Source organism: Ralstonia sp. Ralssp110, assembly GCF_047325135.1.
Lineage (GTDB): Bacteria > Pseudomonadota > Gammaproteobacteria > Burkholderiales > Burkholderiaceae > Ralstonia > Ralstonia mojiangensis.
Window position 1 is genome coordinate 1,487,758 of record NZ_CP168609.1, and the last position, 15,098, is coordinate 1,502,855.

A 15,098-nucleotide genomic window follows, 5' to 3' on the forward strand; every position below is an offset into this window, starting at 1 on the left:
AGCAGCCAATTCCATTCTTGGAGTATGCGATGCCGACAGGCCAATCCATTGCCACAGTCGTCAACCACTATCTGCGCAATGCCGAGCTGCCCGAAGCCATTTCTGCGCAGCAGACGTTCCAGCACGCCTTCGATGTCTATCTGAAGGATTCCAACGCCTACGCCAACACGTATTTCGCCCGGTATTTCGAGTGGCAGGGCGTGGTGCGCGAACGGTGGTTTCACGAATGCATCGACGCAGACCTGCTCATGAGCGGGCGCGTGATCTTCGTGACCAAGCTCGCGCATCAGGAATTCGTTGAAGAGACATTCCCGTTTCAGCGCGTGGAATGCCACTTGAACACATTCCGGGTGCAGCCCTGCTCGTTCTACATGGTGTTCCGGTTTGTTTCGGGCGGGCGGCTGGTGTCGCTGGGGTATCAGCAGGTGGTGTGCGCCAACGCCGAGCGCGTGATTCAGCGGTTGCCGGAACACGTGCGCCTGCGTGTGAAGGCGTACGAGCTGGACACGCTGCCGGAGCTGGCGCACGTGTCCTGACGCGGTTTGAAGATGTGAGCGTCAGATAGCAGGAGGTTGGGGAAACCGCATGGAGAACAGCGTGTATTCCCCAACCACCGATTCGCACTGGATGCGCCCGCCAAATGCCTGCATGACACGGCGGCAGAATGTCAGCCCCACGCCCGAGCCCTTGCCGACATGCTTGGTGGAGAAAAACGGGTCGAAGATGCGACGCTGCACGCTGGGCGGAATGCCGGTGGCGCTGTCGCGCACCACAAGCACATAGGCGTCTCCATCCTGGCGGGCGGAAATTTCGATGTGGCCCTTGCGCGCGATCTGGATGGCATGCAGCGCATTCTTCAGCAGGTTGAAGAGCACATACACAAGCAGCGTGTCGGAGCCCACGAAACGCCAGTCGGCGTTGAACGGCTGCACTTGCACGCGTTCGCGCTCACCGGCCTGGAACGGATACTGCGCCACGGCCGTCTCGACGCATTCGTGCAGCGAATGTGCCGCGAAGGTGCGCCGGTCCAGGCGCTCCAGCGTGACGGAGGCCAGGGCCATCTCGATCACGCTATGTGCGGACGCGACTTCCGACGTGATGGCCCCCGCCAGTTTGGAAAGACGGTCCAGCATCGCCGGATGCTGCGGCGGCTGGCACAGGCCGTTGTCGATGGCAAGCTGATAACCGCGGTAGACGTCGGGCCAGGCGCGGGCGATTTCAGCGGCCTGCAAGCGGATGGTGGTCAGCGGCGTGCGCACCTCGTGCGCAACGGTGGCCGCCAGTGCGTAGGGGCGCATCAAGTCAAACTTGACCACGCCCACGGCGATGATGCCCAGCGCAATGGCCAACGGCAGCACACCCGGCGGGTAGAACGCAATGCCGTAGTTGACTGCGTAATCAGCCGCCGCCAACGAAATCAGCCCCACGCCGAACAGGCACGTCAGCAAACGCTTGCGTTTTTCTGCGGTGGCATGTCGCTGCTCGAGGTAGAGCACCCACATGCCGCGCGTAACCAGCGCGGTAGTTTGGATGATGTGGACGGCTTCCAGCGGGCCCGCCTTCGGATAGAAGCCGAAGTGGAACTGATGCACGCCGTCGATGACGAGATCGGTGGTCAGCAGCAACGCGATCAGCACGGCGTCCAGCGCATAGGCGACCAGAAGCCAGCGCCGCTCGCTTTGTGCCTCGGCGACCTCCACGGCAAAGTGGTAGAGCATGGTCGGCATGACGAGGATGGCGATCCAACCGAGTTTGGCGAGCACCTGGGCCGTGCCAACGTCTTGGGTCTGGAACAGAAACGCCCAGATGCCTTGCCACAGGCACGTGAGCGTCGTCATGCCGAGAAACGCCAGGCTCGCGCGCGTGCGGCCGCGCGTGGTCACGACGTAGACGCCGTAGAACAGGAAGAGCGACGAAACGAAGGCGGGGAACAGGGCGTACATGGAAATCGGAAGTCGGCGCAGTGGCCGCGCGCCAATGCCGACCGGAGTCGACGGTAACCCGGAAGGCTACCGGCAACCCCGCGTTCGTACACGTGTTCCGATATCACATTTTTTTCATTCAGGATTAAGCGAAACCCTGAAATGGCGTCGCATCGCGGCACCCCTCGAACGGGTGTGACAAAAAGGATGAGAGGGGATCAAGGCGCCAAAGCCCCTCACGTACCTCATGTCGCCTCGATGAGCATCGCGTCGATCGCAAACGAATGGTCGGGCGCCACGGCAAAGTACGTGCGTGCTTCGTCGGCTGCACGGTCGAACAGATCGCGGATGGCATCTGCGCGCACCTGGGGCGTGCGAATGCGGGCGATCCAGCTGTCGAAGGTCATCGTCAGCTTCCACGTGCGCGGCGTGCCGGGCTGGAAACCGACCTCGGCCAGCATGGCCTGCCACTCGGACACACGGTAGTCGCGTACGTGCGACGCATCGCGCAGCACCTCGGCGGTTTGCAGCAGCGTGTCGAGCAGCGGCACTTCCGGCGCCACGATATCCACGACAACGAGTTTGCCGCCGGGTTTGAGCACGCGGCGTGCTTCGGCCAGGCCCTTGGGCACGTCGTACCAGTGGTGAGCGGAAAAACGCGTGGCCACGATGTCGAACGCGGCATCGTCAAACGGCAGGGTCTCGGCGCGGCCCGCTTGCGTGCGCAATTGCGCGAGGCCGCGGCGCGCGGCTTCGGCGGCCACCACGTTCAGCATGTCTTCCGACAGGTCATACGCCACCATGGCAGCCACGTGCGGCGCCATGGCAAAGCTCACGTGCCCGCCGCCGCAGCCCAGATCGAGCACCTTGGCGTGCGGCATCGATTGCGCCAGCGCAGCCAGCGCGTCCAGATCGGCGCCCTGCGCGTGCACGGCGCTGGTCAGGTAGGCCTGGGCGACTTGGCCGAATTGCTGGTCGACGAGTCGATGCTGCTGCATGGCTGCTCCTTGCGGCTTGTGGGGATGAGGAGCGGCCAGTGTAGGAGCGCCGCCCGCGCGGCGAAATTCGTGATTCGCGAAATGGGGTATCGCGCGGGGGCGCTGCAGCTGTTGCGCGTTCAGACGAAGCGGAACAACTGCGCGGGCGTGTCGACCAGCACCTGCTTGCGGTCCGCTGCGCTGGGCAGCAGCACGCCGGCGAAGGCCCACATCTTGTCGTAGTTGATCTGCGATTCGAACTGCGTGTGCGGCCAGTCGCTGCCCCAGACGAGGCGGTCGAGGCCGAGCGCATCTTTCAGGCGCGGCATGGCGGCCTGTGCGATGGCTTCGCCGCGTCCGTTGGCGCCGTTCCGGTATGCGCCGGAAATCTTTACCCACACGCGACGGGAGCGGCCCGCGGCAAGCAATGCGGCAAAGCCCGGGTCGTCCACACCGAGCGCGGGATCGGGGCGGCCGAAATGGTCGACCACCACGTTCACTTGCGCTTCCAGCAGGGGCTGCAGCAGCGTGGGAAGGCGGCGTGCCTCGACATGCAATTCCACGTGCCAACCGAGCGCATGCAGGCGAGCGAGCGCGGCCTGCCATACGGGCGATTTCAGTTGTGGATCTGCCGCGCCGATCAGGTTCAGGCGAATGCCGACGATGCCCTCGGCATTCATCTGCGTGAGCAAGGTCTCCGGCGCAGCCGGGTCGATCACGGCCACACCGCGCAAGCGCTGGGGCGCTTGCTTGAGTGCGGCGAGCAGATAGCTGTTGTCGACACCGAGGAAGCTCGGCTGGATCAGCACCCCGTGCGACACGCCGTGCGCGTCGAGCTGCGCAAGGTAGGACGACAGCGGAGCGTCATACGTGGGCGCATACCGGCGGGCATTGGCCAGTGGCAGGCCGCGTTCGAACACATGCGCATGCGTGTCGATGGCCGTGATGCGCACGGACGCCCCGCGCGAGACGTCGCTGCTGCCGGTGGCAGCGCAGCCGACAAGGGCGGTGGAACCTAGCATGGCAAGCAACCCGGTGTTGAAGGCGCGGCGAGTGGGCATGGGGTCTCCTGGCGGCGACGGATCAAGTGCGTCGTCATGATGTTGTGATGGGCGTTCAGACCGTGACGGCAGCGAGATCGCGGCCCTTCGTTTCGGGCAGCATCAGCACCGCCACCGCGACGATCGAATACGCGATGGCCGCGTCGATGCCGATGGCCGTGCCGAGCGACATTGATGCGCTCATCTTGCCCACCAGCACCGGGAAGGCGGCAGATACCACGCGGCCGAAGTTGTAGCAAAAGCCCACACCCGTGCCGCGCACGCCCTGCGGATACAACTCATTGAACAGCGCGCCCATGCTGGCCGGAATGCCCGCCGCAAAGAAGCCCAGCGGAAAGCCCAGCACCAGCATCGCGCCATCCGACAGCGGTACCAGCAGATACACCAGCACGGTCACCACGCAGCAGCACGAGAACAGCAGGATGTTGCCGCGGCGGCCGAGCACGTCCAGCAACCACGCGCTGGCCACGCAACCGCACCAGAAGGCGAAGATGATCACCGCCAGGTAGCCGCCCGTGCCGAGCACGGACAGGTGCCGCTCTGTCTTGAGATACGTCGGCAGCCACGTCATCAGCGCGTAGTAACCGCCGTGCGCGCCTACCCCCAGCAGCCCGCCGATCAGCGTCATGCGCAGCACCTGCGGGCGGAAGATATCGAGCAGCGGAAAGCGCGAGATCGGCATCGCATCGGTTTTCGCGCCCGGCTTGGCGGCCGGCACGGGCTCCTTCACGCCACGGCGGATGTAGATGATGAGCAGCGCCGGCAGCAACCCCGCAGCAAACATCACGCGCCAGGCGAGGTCGGGCTCGATGAAGGAATAGGTGAGCGCATACAGCAGCACCGCGGCGCCCCAGCCGACCGCCCAGGCGCTCTGCACCGTGCCCATCGCCTTGCCGCGGTGGCTGGCGCGAATACTCTCGGCCATCAGCACGGCGCCCGCCGCCCATTCACCGCCAAAGCCGAAGCCTTGAATGGCCTTGAGCACCAGGAACTGCTCGAAGTTCTGCGCAAAGGCCGAGGCGAATGTGGCCAGCGAGAACCACAGCACCGTGAACTGCAGCGTGCGCACGCGGCCGAAACGATCGGTCAGCGCGCCGGCAATCCAGCCGCCCAGGGCCGACGCCACCAGCGTGACGCCCGACACCAGCCCGGCCTCGGTCTTGCCGATGTGCCACGCCGCGATGATGGTCGGGATGACGAGGCTGAACATCTGCACGTCCAGCGCGTCGAGCGCCCAGCCGCCAAAGCAGGCCCAGAACGTGCGCTTTTCTCCTTTTGAAATCTCTTTGAACCAGCCGAACATGCGGTCTCCTCCGGGTGACGTGAGCGACGTGTTCACCACACATTGCTCTAGTCATCTATATGAATAGAGGAATTTTAGGGCGAGCCAAGGAGCGGCGCAGTCGGTGTTAACCCGTGCGGGTGCGTAGCGTGCGGATCAGGTATGCAGCAGGGCGACCGGCAGGTGGGCGAGCACCTGGCCCAACGCCAGGCGGGGGCTGTGCAGCGTCTGGCCGTCAAAAGCGCTATGCAACGGAGCGTGCGACAGCGCGGACGGCAGACAGACCGTGGTGTCCCGCCATGCGCCATCCGCAAACGTTGGTGTGGCGGCATGGCCCAGCAGGGCGGAGGCATGCAGCGGCACGATCGCGATGACCGCCTGGGCGCCATGCACGCGCGCAAACGCCAACACGTGCTGCGCGCCGCTGCCGGTCACGGCCAGGGGTTGGTAGTCGCCGGATTCGAACACGGCCGGCATGGCGGCGCGCAGGGCCAGTGCACGTGCCAGCACGGCTTGCTTGATACGGCCGTCGGTCCAATGCGTGAGCAGCGACGCGAGGCTGTGCCCGGCATGCACGTGCAATGCCCGCAATGCGCGATGCCGCGCGGCGTAGTCGACGGGGCGGCGGTTGTCGGGATCAACGAGGCTGGTGTCCCAGAAATCCGCGCCCTGGTAGAGGTCGGGCACGCCGGGCAGTGTGGTGCGCAGCAAGGTCTGGGCGAGGCCGTTGACGGCGGCGGCCGGCGCTACGCTTTGCACGAAGGCGGAGAGCGAAGGCAGGAAGGTCGAGGCCGCCTCGCCCGTCAGCAGCGTCAAGACGAAATCGCGGCAGGCAGCTTCGTAGTCCGCATCGGGCGCGAACCAGTCAGTGCGCAGCTTGGCTTCGCGCTGCGCTTTTTCTTGCCACTGCGCGACGCGCTCGGCCAGCTCGCGCACGGCATCGGCGTCCTGCCAGTCGAGATCCGCGGGCCAGATGCCAACCAGCGTCTGATACAGCATCCACTGCGCGGCGGGTGAGGGGGCTGGGCCGGGAGGCAGTTGACGCACCCACGCGGCGTGTTCCGTGCGCCATTGGTGCGCGGCGGCCAGCCACTGCGTGGGGCGCTCCGACAGCACGGCCAACCGCGCACGCACATCTTCGCCGCGCTTGTGGTCGTGCGTGGCGGTGGTGAGCATCGCGTGCGGCCAGGTGTGGGCGCGCGCTTGCATGGCGTGATGGAACGCGTTGGCGCTCATGGAAAACGCACCCGGATCCGCGCCGACCTCGTTGCGCGACAGCAGCCGGCCGTAGCGGTAGCACGCCGTGTCTTCGACCGCCTTGGCCGCCACCGGCGACGACAACTGCTGGCACCGGCGCAACGCCAGTTGGCGCAGCTTGTCCTGCCCCGCCGGTTGCCCGCCCAGCCATGCGTCGAGCCAGCGGAGCACAGGCGTGTCGACGCGCCGCAGACAGGTCGCCGCGCCGGACATGGCGGTTTGCAAGATCGCCGAATCCTGCGCATCGCGTTGCTGCGCATTCGCATAGGTTCGATACACCGGAAAGTGGACGATCACCTCGGCCAGCGAGCGGCGGATGGCGTGCCACGTCACGTCGTGGCTGCTGCGCTCTTGTTGTGCCACCGCGTGCAGTGCTGACGTGGCTGCATCGAGTTCTGCGGCAAAGTTCGCATGCAGGATCTGGCGGCGAGCAGGTACCGCCGTGGCCGAAAACGGCGCTTCAGCCACCGGTGCGCCAATCCATTCAAGCCAGCCCTGGGTGAGAGCGGTCTCGCCGTGCGCATCGTGCAACAGCGCGCCTACCTGGTTCATGAAATCGTAGCCGCTGGTGCCGTCGACGGCCCAGTCGGTGCGCATGGCTTCATCGCTGGCGAGGATTTTTTCGACGACGATCCACGGGTGGCTCGTGAGCCTGTCGGCGGGGCGCGTGGCGTGTTCGGCTTGCAGGCGGCGGCGTAGCTGGCGGCAGTACGCGGCCGGGTCGGCCAGGCCATCAACGTGGTCGATGCGCACGCCGTCAATCCAACCCAGGCGATAGAGCCGGAACAGCAGCGCATGCGTCGCTTCAAACACCTCGGTGCGCTCCATGCGCAGGCCAGCCAGCGAGCCGATATCGAAGAAGCGGCGCCAGTTGATCTCGTCGTTGGCGGTGCGCCAGTGGGCAAGGCGCCAATGCTGCCGCGCCATCAACGCATCAAGCTGATCGGGTTGCGCGTTGAGCATGCGCACGGCTTCGGCGATGTGTGCGGCACCTGCTTGCGTGGTGGCGAGGTTGCGCAGCGCGTCGCGTGCTTCGTCGGTGCGTTCGCGGCGCGTGCGCAGTGAGCGGATCGTGTCGAGCGCGGCAAAACGGTCGGCCACCGCGTGGGTGGCGGTGTCTATGTTGCCGGTGCGAAGCAGCGCGGCATAGTCGGCCAGCGCGATCGGAAAACGGTGGTCGTAATACGCCATCGCCAGCCGCGCGGCCGTGTCGTCGTAGGTCAGCTGCAGTCGGCTGCCGGCCAGCGCGTCAGCGTAGTTTTCGCCCAGGAAGGGCGCGAGCACCTTGTTGCGGAGCGCCGGGTTGGACGGTTGCCAGTCGATATCGAAGAAATTGGCGTAGGCGCTGTCGGGACCGGATTCGAGCACGTCCAGCCACCACCCGTTGTGTCCGCCGCCCACGCCCATGTGGTTCGGCACGATATCGACAATGAGCCCCATGCCGCGCGCATGCAGCGCATCCACCAACTGTTCGAGCGCGCGTTCGCCGCCCAGCTCGGGGTTCACGTGAGTGGGGTCCACAACGTCATAGCCGTGTGTGGAGCCTGGCTGCGCCGTGGTGATGGGCGACGTGTAGAGATGCGAGATGCCGAGTGCGGCGAAGTCATCCACCAACGCGCGCGCATGGTCGAACGTAAAGTTGCGGTGCAATTGCAGCCGCACCGTAGCGCGCGGCACACGCTGGAGGGCGACGGGCGGGAGAGGTGTGGTCGGTTCACTCATGGCGTGCTGATGCGCGCGTTGGCCAGCGCGGACAGGCGGGCCTGCACGGTGGACGCGTCGAGCAGCGTGCCGGACGGCCCGGGCAGGCGACGCCGCCAGTTCGGGTGGGTGTCGATCGTGCTTGGCAGGTTCGGCTGCTCGACAAGGCCCAACAGGTCTTCCAGCGGCACCAGCGCCAGCGGCGTGTTGGCCGCACCCGTAAACACGGTGGCCGCCGTGGCAAAGTCCTGCGCGCTGGCTTGCAGGATGACTTCGGCTTGTGCCGCGTTTGCCACGCGCGCCTGTTCCAACGCGGCCTGCAGCGGCGCCACGCCGATCATCGGCACACCGCCATCGGCCAGCACCAGGCGGTTGTGCTCGGCAAAGGCGGCGACGAGCGCGGCGCGATCGTCCATGCGGCGCGCGTGCGCCTCGCCCTCGGTCATGCCGGCCGGTAGCAGGCCAAGCTGGGCTTGCCAGCGCAGATCGTTGCCGATCCACCAGCCGACGAGCGTGGGCAGATCGTGCGTGCTCGTCATCGCGACTGACGCCGGCGCCCATGTGCGCGGCGCCTTGAAGGGGGCATCGTCGCGGGTGTACTCGCGTTCAAACCAGAGGATGCGCATGCCAAGCAGGCCGTCGTCGGCAAGCTTGTCGCGCAGGCCCGGTGGCACGGTGCCAAGGTCTTCGCCAATGACGATGCAGCGGTTGCGCCACGATTCCAGCGCGACCAGCCGCAGCAGATCCTGCATCGGGTAGCGCAGGTACACGCCGTCCAGCGGTCGTGCGCCATCTGGAATCACCCACAGCCGCATGAGCCCGAGCACGTGGTCGATGCGCACGCCGCCGGGCACGGCCATCACCGCGCGCAGCATCTCGATAAATGCCGAAAAGCCTTGCGTGCGCATGGCGCGCGGGCTGAAGGTGGTCAGCCCCCAGCCTTGGCCCTGCGCGTTGAACACGTCGGGCGGCGCCCCCACCGTCACGCCGATCAGCAAGTCGCGCTGCCGCGCCCACGCATGGCTGCCCGCGCTGTCGGTGCCCACAGCCAGATCGGCGATGAGGCCGATGGCCATGCCGGCGTTCTCGGCAGTGCGCTGCGCAAGGGCCCACTGGCGTGCCGCCGCCCATTGCAGGAAGAGGTGGAAATTCACCGCATCCTCATGCTCGCGAGCGAAAGCCTGTACGCCCAGATAGCTCGGATCTTGATATTGCTCGGGCCACTGCTTCCAATGGGCGGGTCCAAGGTGCGCATTCAGTGCCTCAAAGTGCGCGTGATCGCGCAGGCCGGTGCCGCCATCAATGCAGTACGCACGAAAATCGTCCAGCAGCATCTGAGCGACGGTGTCCCCGAGCGGGGCCTGCAGCAGACGGCGATGCAACGCGCGCAGCACCGTCATGCGCGCGTTGCCGCTGGCCGGCCAGTCGATGAGCTGCGCGGCTTCCAGGCGGGCATAGTCGTCGACGAGGTTGCAGTCGGCCACGGTCTGCCGCACGGCTTCGTCCCCAAAGAGCGCGGCGGGGTCGATCATCCACGCGTTCAGGAACAGGCGGCTCGATGGCGAGTACGGCGAATAGCGGCGCGCGTCGGCCGTGAACATGGCATGCACGGGGCTGAGCGCCAAGGCATCCGCTCCGCGCTGCGCCAGGTGCCGCGCCAGGGTGCCCGCCGCGGTGTAGTCGCCCAGGCCGGCGCTGCTGGCGGCGCGTTCGGCATCGCATCGCAAGCCGTAGAGCTGGGCGGACGCGCCCCACAGGCGGGTGTCGGCCGGGCGATCGTGCCGGCGCAGGGCATCGGCCACGCCATAGCAACGCGCTGGGGCGATGGCGAGCGTGGTTTCGATCACGGTGCCCGGCCCGGCGTCAATGGTCAGGCGGTGGTAGCCCACGGCCTGCACCGGCGTCAGGTGCAGCGTTGCATGGCGCTCGCTTGCGCTGACGCTGATCTTGCCATCGGTGCTGCCGTCGGACTCAAAGTCGACGCGATAGGTTTGTCCACCCAGCAACGCGGCTTGGGGCGCCGAGGTTTGCAGCACGATCGGCTGTCCGGCCACGCCGGTCACAAGCGGCGGTATGGCGACCGCTTCGGCTTCTGCGCGCAGGCGGGTCTGGCTTTCCGACACCTGGGCCGACGTGCCGGCCGGCAGGCCCAGCGTAAAGAGCACCGCGCGCAGCACTTCGTCGGCCACGCGCATGGGGCGGCTGGCAGCGTCTTCCCAGTCGACGAGTAGCCCGGCATCCGTGGCCAGTTGCTGGAGCGGCGTGCGCTGCGTGCCTGAGGAGTGAGTCGTGCGGTCCATGATGCGTTGGTACGTTGCGGTTGTCCTCAGGCAGGCGACGGCGTGTGCAGCAATGCCACGCACGCGCGCTCCGGCAGGCGATGCGCGATGAGCGCTGCGGCCGCACCTTCACGCGATTCGTACAGCAGATCGGCGGGGTTGCCCGCCAGCACTGTGGGCACCGCCACGGACTGATCGGCCAGGTTGAGCATCAGCGTAAGCACGCTGCCGTCGCCCATGCGCCAGCGGGCAATGGCGCCGGCGTGGCCCAGCGCGACCGCATCTAGTGCGCGCGCATTGGGCAGGCGCGGGATGATTTCTGCATGACGCAGCGCCAACAGGCGGTGCATGCGGTTCAGCACATTGAGGGGACCGGGTAGGGTCAGGTCCGCCTCGCCGGGGCGGGAGGCGAGGTAGGTGCGCTCGTCGTTCGGGTCGGGGATGCGCTCGCGCTGATGTGGATCGGCAAACGCCTCGAACTTCGCAAACTCCCGACGCCGGCCTTCCCGCACGGCTTCAGCCAGCATGCCGTGGTGGCTGGTGAAGTACTGGAACGGGCACGTGCTGCCCCATTCTTCACCCATGAAGAGCATCGGAATCTGCGGGCTCAGCAGCAACAGCACTTGCGCAGCATGCAACGCATCGGGGTGCGCAAGTTGCGTCAGCCGTTCGCCAAAGGCGCGGTTGCCGATCTGATCGTGGTTTTGCAGGAACAGCACGAATGCGGTGGGCGGCAGGTGCGCGCTCGGTTCGCCGCGCGGTGCGTTTTCATGGATGGGCGACGGATCGCCCTGGTAACAGAATCCGTCCTGCAGTACACGCGCCAGGCGCTCTGCCGGCGCATCTGCGTAGGCTGCGTAATAGGCCTCGCGCTCGCCGGTCAGCAGCACGTGCAGGACGTTGTGGCCGTCGTCGTTCCACTGCGCTTCGAAGTCGCCATGGGTGCCGCCATCGCGCAGCAGCGATGCCGCGTTGTGCTCGTTCTCCAGCACCAGATGCACATGCCTGCCAGGTTCGACCGATAGCCGCACGCGAGCGGCGAGTTCGCCCAGCCAGTCGCGCTCGGTGATGGCGTGCACGGCGTCGAGCCGCAGACCATCAAAGCGGTATTCCATCAGCCACATCAACGCGTTCTGGATGAAGAACTCACGCACCTGCGGCATGCGGAAATCGATCGCCGCGCCCCAGGGCGTATGCACATCGTCGCGGAAGAAGCTGCGTGCGTAGTGGTGCAGGTAATTGCCGTCGGGCCCGAAATGGTTGTAGACCACATCGAGAAACACCATCATGCCCAGCCCGTGCGCGGTGTCGATCAACGCCTTGAGATCGTCCGGCGTGCCATAACTGGCGTCGGGCGCAAAGGGCAGGACGCCGTCGTAGCCCCAGTTGCGCGCGCCCGGAAACTCCGCCACCGGCATCAGCTCGATGGCCGTGATGCCCAGCCGCGCCAGTTCCGGCAGCCGTCCGCGCACACCCTTGAAGCCGCCCAGCGTGCCGACGTGCAGTTCGTATAGCACCGTCTCGTGCCAGGGCCGCCCCTGCCAGTTGGCGTGCTGCCAGCGGTAGCGCTGCGGATCGACGACGAGGCTCGGGCCGGGGATGTCCTGCCACTGTGCGCGTGCGGCGGGGTCGGGTACGGACAGCGTCACGCCGTCCCGATTGGTGATGCGGTACCGATAGCACGTACCGGCGCCCACGGGTGCTACCCCTGCATACCAACCGTCGGGTTCAGCGTCCATGCGGATGGCCTCGTTGCCGCGCGCCTCGTCGAGGTCGATCCAGGCGGCGGTCGCGTCAGGTGCCCACAGGCGGAAGCGGGTGTTGCCGTCAACCAGGACGGTGGCGCCAAACGGCATGTCGTGCGCAAACCGGGGAGCGAGTGCGGTCATCGCGAGGCGTCTCCATTGTCGTCGTTGGCTGCTTGGCCTGCAGTTGGTGCGGTGCGCTCGTCGTCGGTGATGGGTTGCTCGGGCCTGTCGTCCTGCGGTGCGCTCCGCGGTGCGTTGTGCGTTTCGGGAACGTGCCCGAGGGTTTCACCGCTGACGTCCGCATCAGGCTGCCCGGCAATGTGGGCGATCGTGGCGAGCTGCGTGGCGAACAGCAGCACGACGCTGCGCCCCGCCACTGTCAGGGTGCCGTTGCCGTGCGGACGGGCCTCCTGCTCTGGCGCTGCGCTATCGATGGCGATTTGCCAATCCATGGCTGGCTCAGGCAGCGTGAAGGTCAGGTCCGTTGCGGCACCGTTGATGAGCAGCAGCGCCACATGCGGGCGGGCCTCCGCGTCGATGGTCTCGACGCATGCGCGCCGTAGCGCCAACGCGCGAGCCTCGCTGTCGTTCCACGCGTCGGGCGAGAGCACCTGACCGCGCTCATCAAACCAGGCGATGTCCGGCACGCCGGGCAGAATCTCGGTGTTGCCGTGCACGTAATGTGGCCAGCGCAGCGCGGGGCTTTCCTTGCGCAACGCTATCAGCCGTGCCGTATAGCGCGCGAGCGCCTGCCCCGGGTCTTTATCCAGCAATGACCAGTCGAGCCATGAGAGCGCGTTGTCTTGGCAGTAGGCATTGTTGTTGCCGTCTTGCGTGCGGCCGAACTCGTCGCCCGCCAGCAGCATCGGCGTGCCGCTGGAGAAGAACACCGTGGCCAGCAGCGCGCGTGTCACGCGTTCACGCAGGGCTTGGATGGCGGTGTCGTCCGTCGGGCCCTCGGTGCCCCAGTTGGCACTGCAGTTGTCGTTGTGGCCGTCGCGGTTGTCTTCGCCGTTGGCCTCGTTGTGCTTGTCGGCGTAGCTCACGAGGTCGTGCAGCGTGAAGCCGTCGTGCGAGGCCACGTAGTTGACCGACGCCCAGGGCCGGCGGTGGCGGCGGTCGAAGAGGTCGCCACTGCCGGTCAGGCGTGCGGCAAGGTCTGGGCGCTGCCCGGAATCGCCACGCCAGAAGCGGCGGATGCCATCGCGAAATCGGTCGTTCCACTCCGCAAAACCCGGCGGTTGGTTGCCGACCTGATAGCCGTCGGGGCCTACGTCCCAAGGCTCGGCGATGAGCTTGACGGTGGAGAGCACCGGGTCCTGACGTATGGCATCGAAAAAGCCCGAGCCCGGATCGAAGCCGTTGCCCTCGCGCCCGAGCGTGACACCCAGGTCGAAGCGGAAGCCATCCACATGGAACGCGTTGACCCAGTAGCGCAGCGAATCCATCACCATCTGCAGCACGCGCGGGTGCGACACGTTGAGCGTGTTGCCGCAACCCGTGTCGTTGATGTAGTAGCGCTCCTGGCCCGGCACGAGACGGTAGTAGCTCGCGTTGTCCAGCCCACGGAACGACAGCGTCGGCCCCAGTTCGCTGCCTTCACACGTGTGGTTGTAGACCACATCGAGCAGCACCTCGATGCCCGCCGCATGCAGCCGGCGGATCGCCACCTTCAGCTCATGCAGCGATGGCGCCGACAGGTACGACGGCTCCGGCGCAAAGAAGCACAGCGTGTTGTAGCCCCAGTAGTTGCGCAGGCCGCGCTCCACTAGGAACTGGTCCTGTAGGAAGGCGTGAATGGGCAGCAGTTCGATGGCGGTGATGCCCAGCCGCTGCAGGCGCTCGATGAAGACGCTGTCGCCGAGCGCGCTGAACGTGCCACGCTCAGGCGGCAGCAAGTCTTCGCGCAGCATCGACATCCCGCGCACGTGTCCTTCATAGATGACCGTGCGCGACCACGGCGTGTTCGGGCGAACGTCGTTGCCCCAATTGAACGACTCGTCGGTGACCACGGCCTTGGGCATGGCGGGGGCGCTGTCGCGGCGGTCGAATGAAAGGTCGCCACGGTTGGAGTTCAGCCGATAGCCGAACAGTGCATCGGACCAGCGCAGCGCGCCCACCAGCCGGCGGGCGTAGGGGTCGAGTAGCAGCTTGTGGGGGTTGAAGCGATGGCCATGCTGCGGCTCCCACGGGCCGTAGGCACGGTAGCCGTAGACAAGGCCGGCTTCCACGCCGGGCAGGTAGCCGTGCCAGACCTCGTCGGTGCATTCGGGCAGGGCGAAGCGGGTCAGTTCCTTGCGGCCGGTCGGATCAAAGATGCAGAGTTCGATCTTGCTGGCGTTGGCGGAGAAGACAGCGAAGTTGATGCCTAGGCCGTCCCATTGGGCGCCAAGGGGGAAGGGTTTGCCGGGGGCAAGGGTTTTGGGGAAGCGGAGCATCAGTTCGTTGGTTTCAGAGTTGTCTTTGCGTTGGTGGGTTGCCTCCCTTTCGCCCCCTGCCGGGGCCGACTCACTTTCTTTGTCTTGCCAAAGAAAGTAAGCAAAGAAAGGCGCGCCCGAGATGGCGAAAGACTCCTTGGATTTGTGTCGCGGGGAGGGAAGGGAGGCAAACTCGTTGCGCTCAGACAGGCCTCCCTTCTTGATCCTCCCCGCAACAAAAATCCAAGGCGCCATCAAGGGCAGGAAAAGCAAACCATCGATTGCCAGCGCAATACGTTCTCTCTCCATCAGTTCGCCGAGCAGCGCCCCGGCTTTGTCGCTTACCTTAGTGCTCCGCCGCGTTGGCCGTTGTTGCCCTAGATGGCGCCTTGAATTTTCGTAAGCGGGCGGAAAAAAGACGGGGAACTGTCTGAGCGAAGCGAGTTTTCCCCGT

At 66.2% G+C, this 15,098-nt stretch carries 9 protein-coding genes; 1 reads left to right on the forward strand and 8 read right to left on the reverse strand.

The annotated features are described in order from the left end of the window. Window positions 1-29 precede the first annotated feature (29 nt). A complete protein-coding gene (locus tag ACEN9T_RS07315; protein WP_024978265.1) occupies window positions 30-536 on the forward strand; it encodes an acyl-CoA thioesterase in 507 nt (168 codons plus the stop codon). A gap of 21 nt (window positions 537-557) precedes the next feature. On the opposite strand, the gene ACEN9T_RS07320 is transcribed toward ACEN9T_RS07315, so the two are convergent. The 8 genes from ACEN9T_RS07320 to glgX form a co-directional block, all read right to left on the reverse strand. Continuing rightward, window positions 558-1,943 (reverse strand): ATP-binding protein, encoded by a 1,386-nt coding sequence (locus ACEN9T_RS07320; protein WP_413705941.1) that lies wholly within the window; start codon window positions 1,941-1,943, stop codon window positions 558-560. A gap of 224 nt (window positions 1,944-2,167) precedes the next feature. Then, window positions 2,168-2,920 carry a class I SAM-dependent methyltransferase gene (locus ACEN9T_RS07325; RefSeq protein ID WP_413705942.1) on the reverse strand — a complete coding sequence of 251 codons (753 nt, stop codon included), beginning with the start codon at window positions 2,918-2,920 and terminating at the stop codon, window positions 2,168-2,170. Between the two features lie 119 nt (window positions 2,921-3,039). Then, complete coding sequence (locus ACEN9T_RS07330; RefSeq protein ID WP_413705943.1) at window positions 3,040-3,960, reverse strand: amidohydrolase family protein; 921 nt, start codon at window positions 3,958-3,960, stop codon at window positions 3,040-3,042. A 55-nt stretch (window positions 3,961-4,015) separates the two neighbouring features. Then, window positions 4,016-5,263: an MFS transporter gene (locus ACEN9T_RS07335; RefSeq protein ID WP_413705944.1), complete on the reverse strand. Its 1,248-nt coding sequence runs from the start codon at window positions 5,261-5,263 to the stop codon at window positions 4,016-4,018. A gap of 135 nt (window positions 5,264-5,398) precedes the next feature. Beyond that, window positions 5,399-8,221, reverse strand: a complete 2,823-nt coding sequence (gene treY, locus ACEN9T_RS07340) for a malto-oligosyltrehalose synthase (protein ID WP_413705945.1) — start codon at window positions 8,219-8,221, stop codon at window positions 5,399-5,401. After that, window positions 8,218-10,500 carry a 4-alpha-glucanotransferase gene (malQ, locus tag ACEN9T_RS07345; protein ID WP_413705946.1) on the reverse strand — a complete coding sequence of 761 codons (2,283 nt, stop codon included), beginning with the start codon at window positions 10,498-10,500 and terminating at the stop codon, window positions 8,218-8,220. Before malQ ends, treY begins: the two co-directional genes overlap by 4 nt. Before the next feature lie 26 nt (window positions 10,501-10,526). After that, on the reverse strand, window positions 10,527-12,368 hold the full coding sequence (gene treZ / locus ACEN9T_RS07350; protein WP_413705947.1) for a malto-oligosyltrehalose trehalohydrolase: 1,842 nt from the start codon (window positions 12,366-12,368) through the stop codon (window positions 10,527-10,529). Next, a complete protein-coding gene (glgX, locus tag ACEN9T_RS07355; RefSeq protein WP_413705948.1) occupies window positions 12,365-14,665 on the reverse strand; it encodes a glycogen debranching protein GlgX in 2,301 nt (766 codons plus the stop codon). Before glgX ends, treZ begins: the two co-directional genes overlap by 4 nt. Window positions 14,666-15,098: the final 433 nt, after the last annotated feature.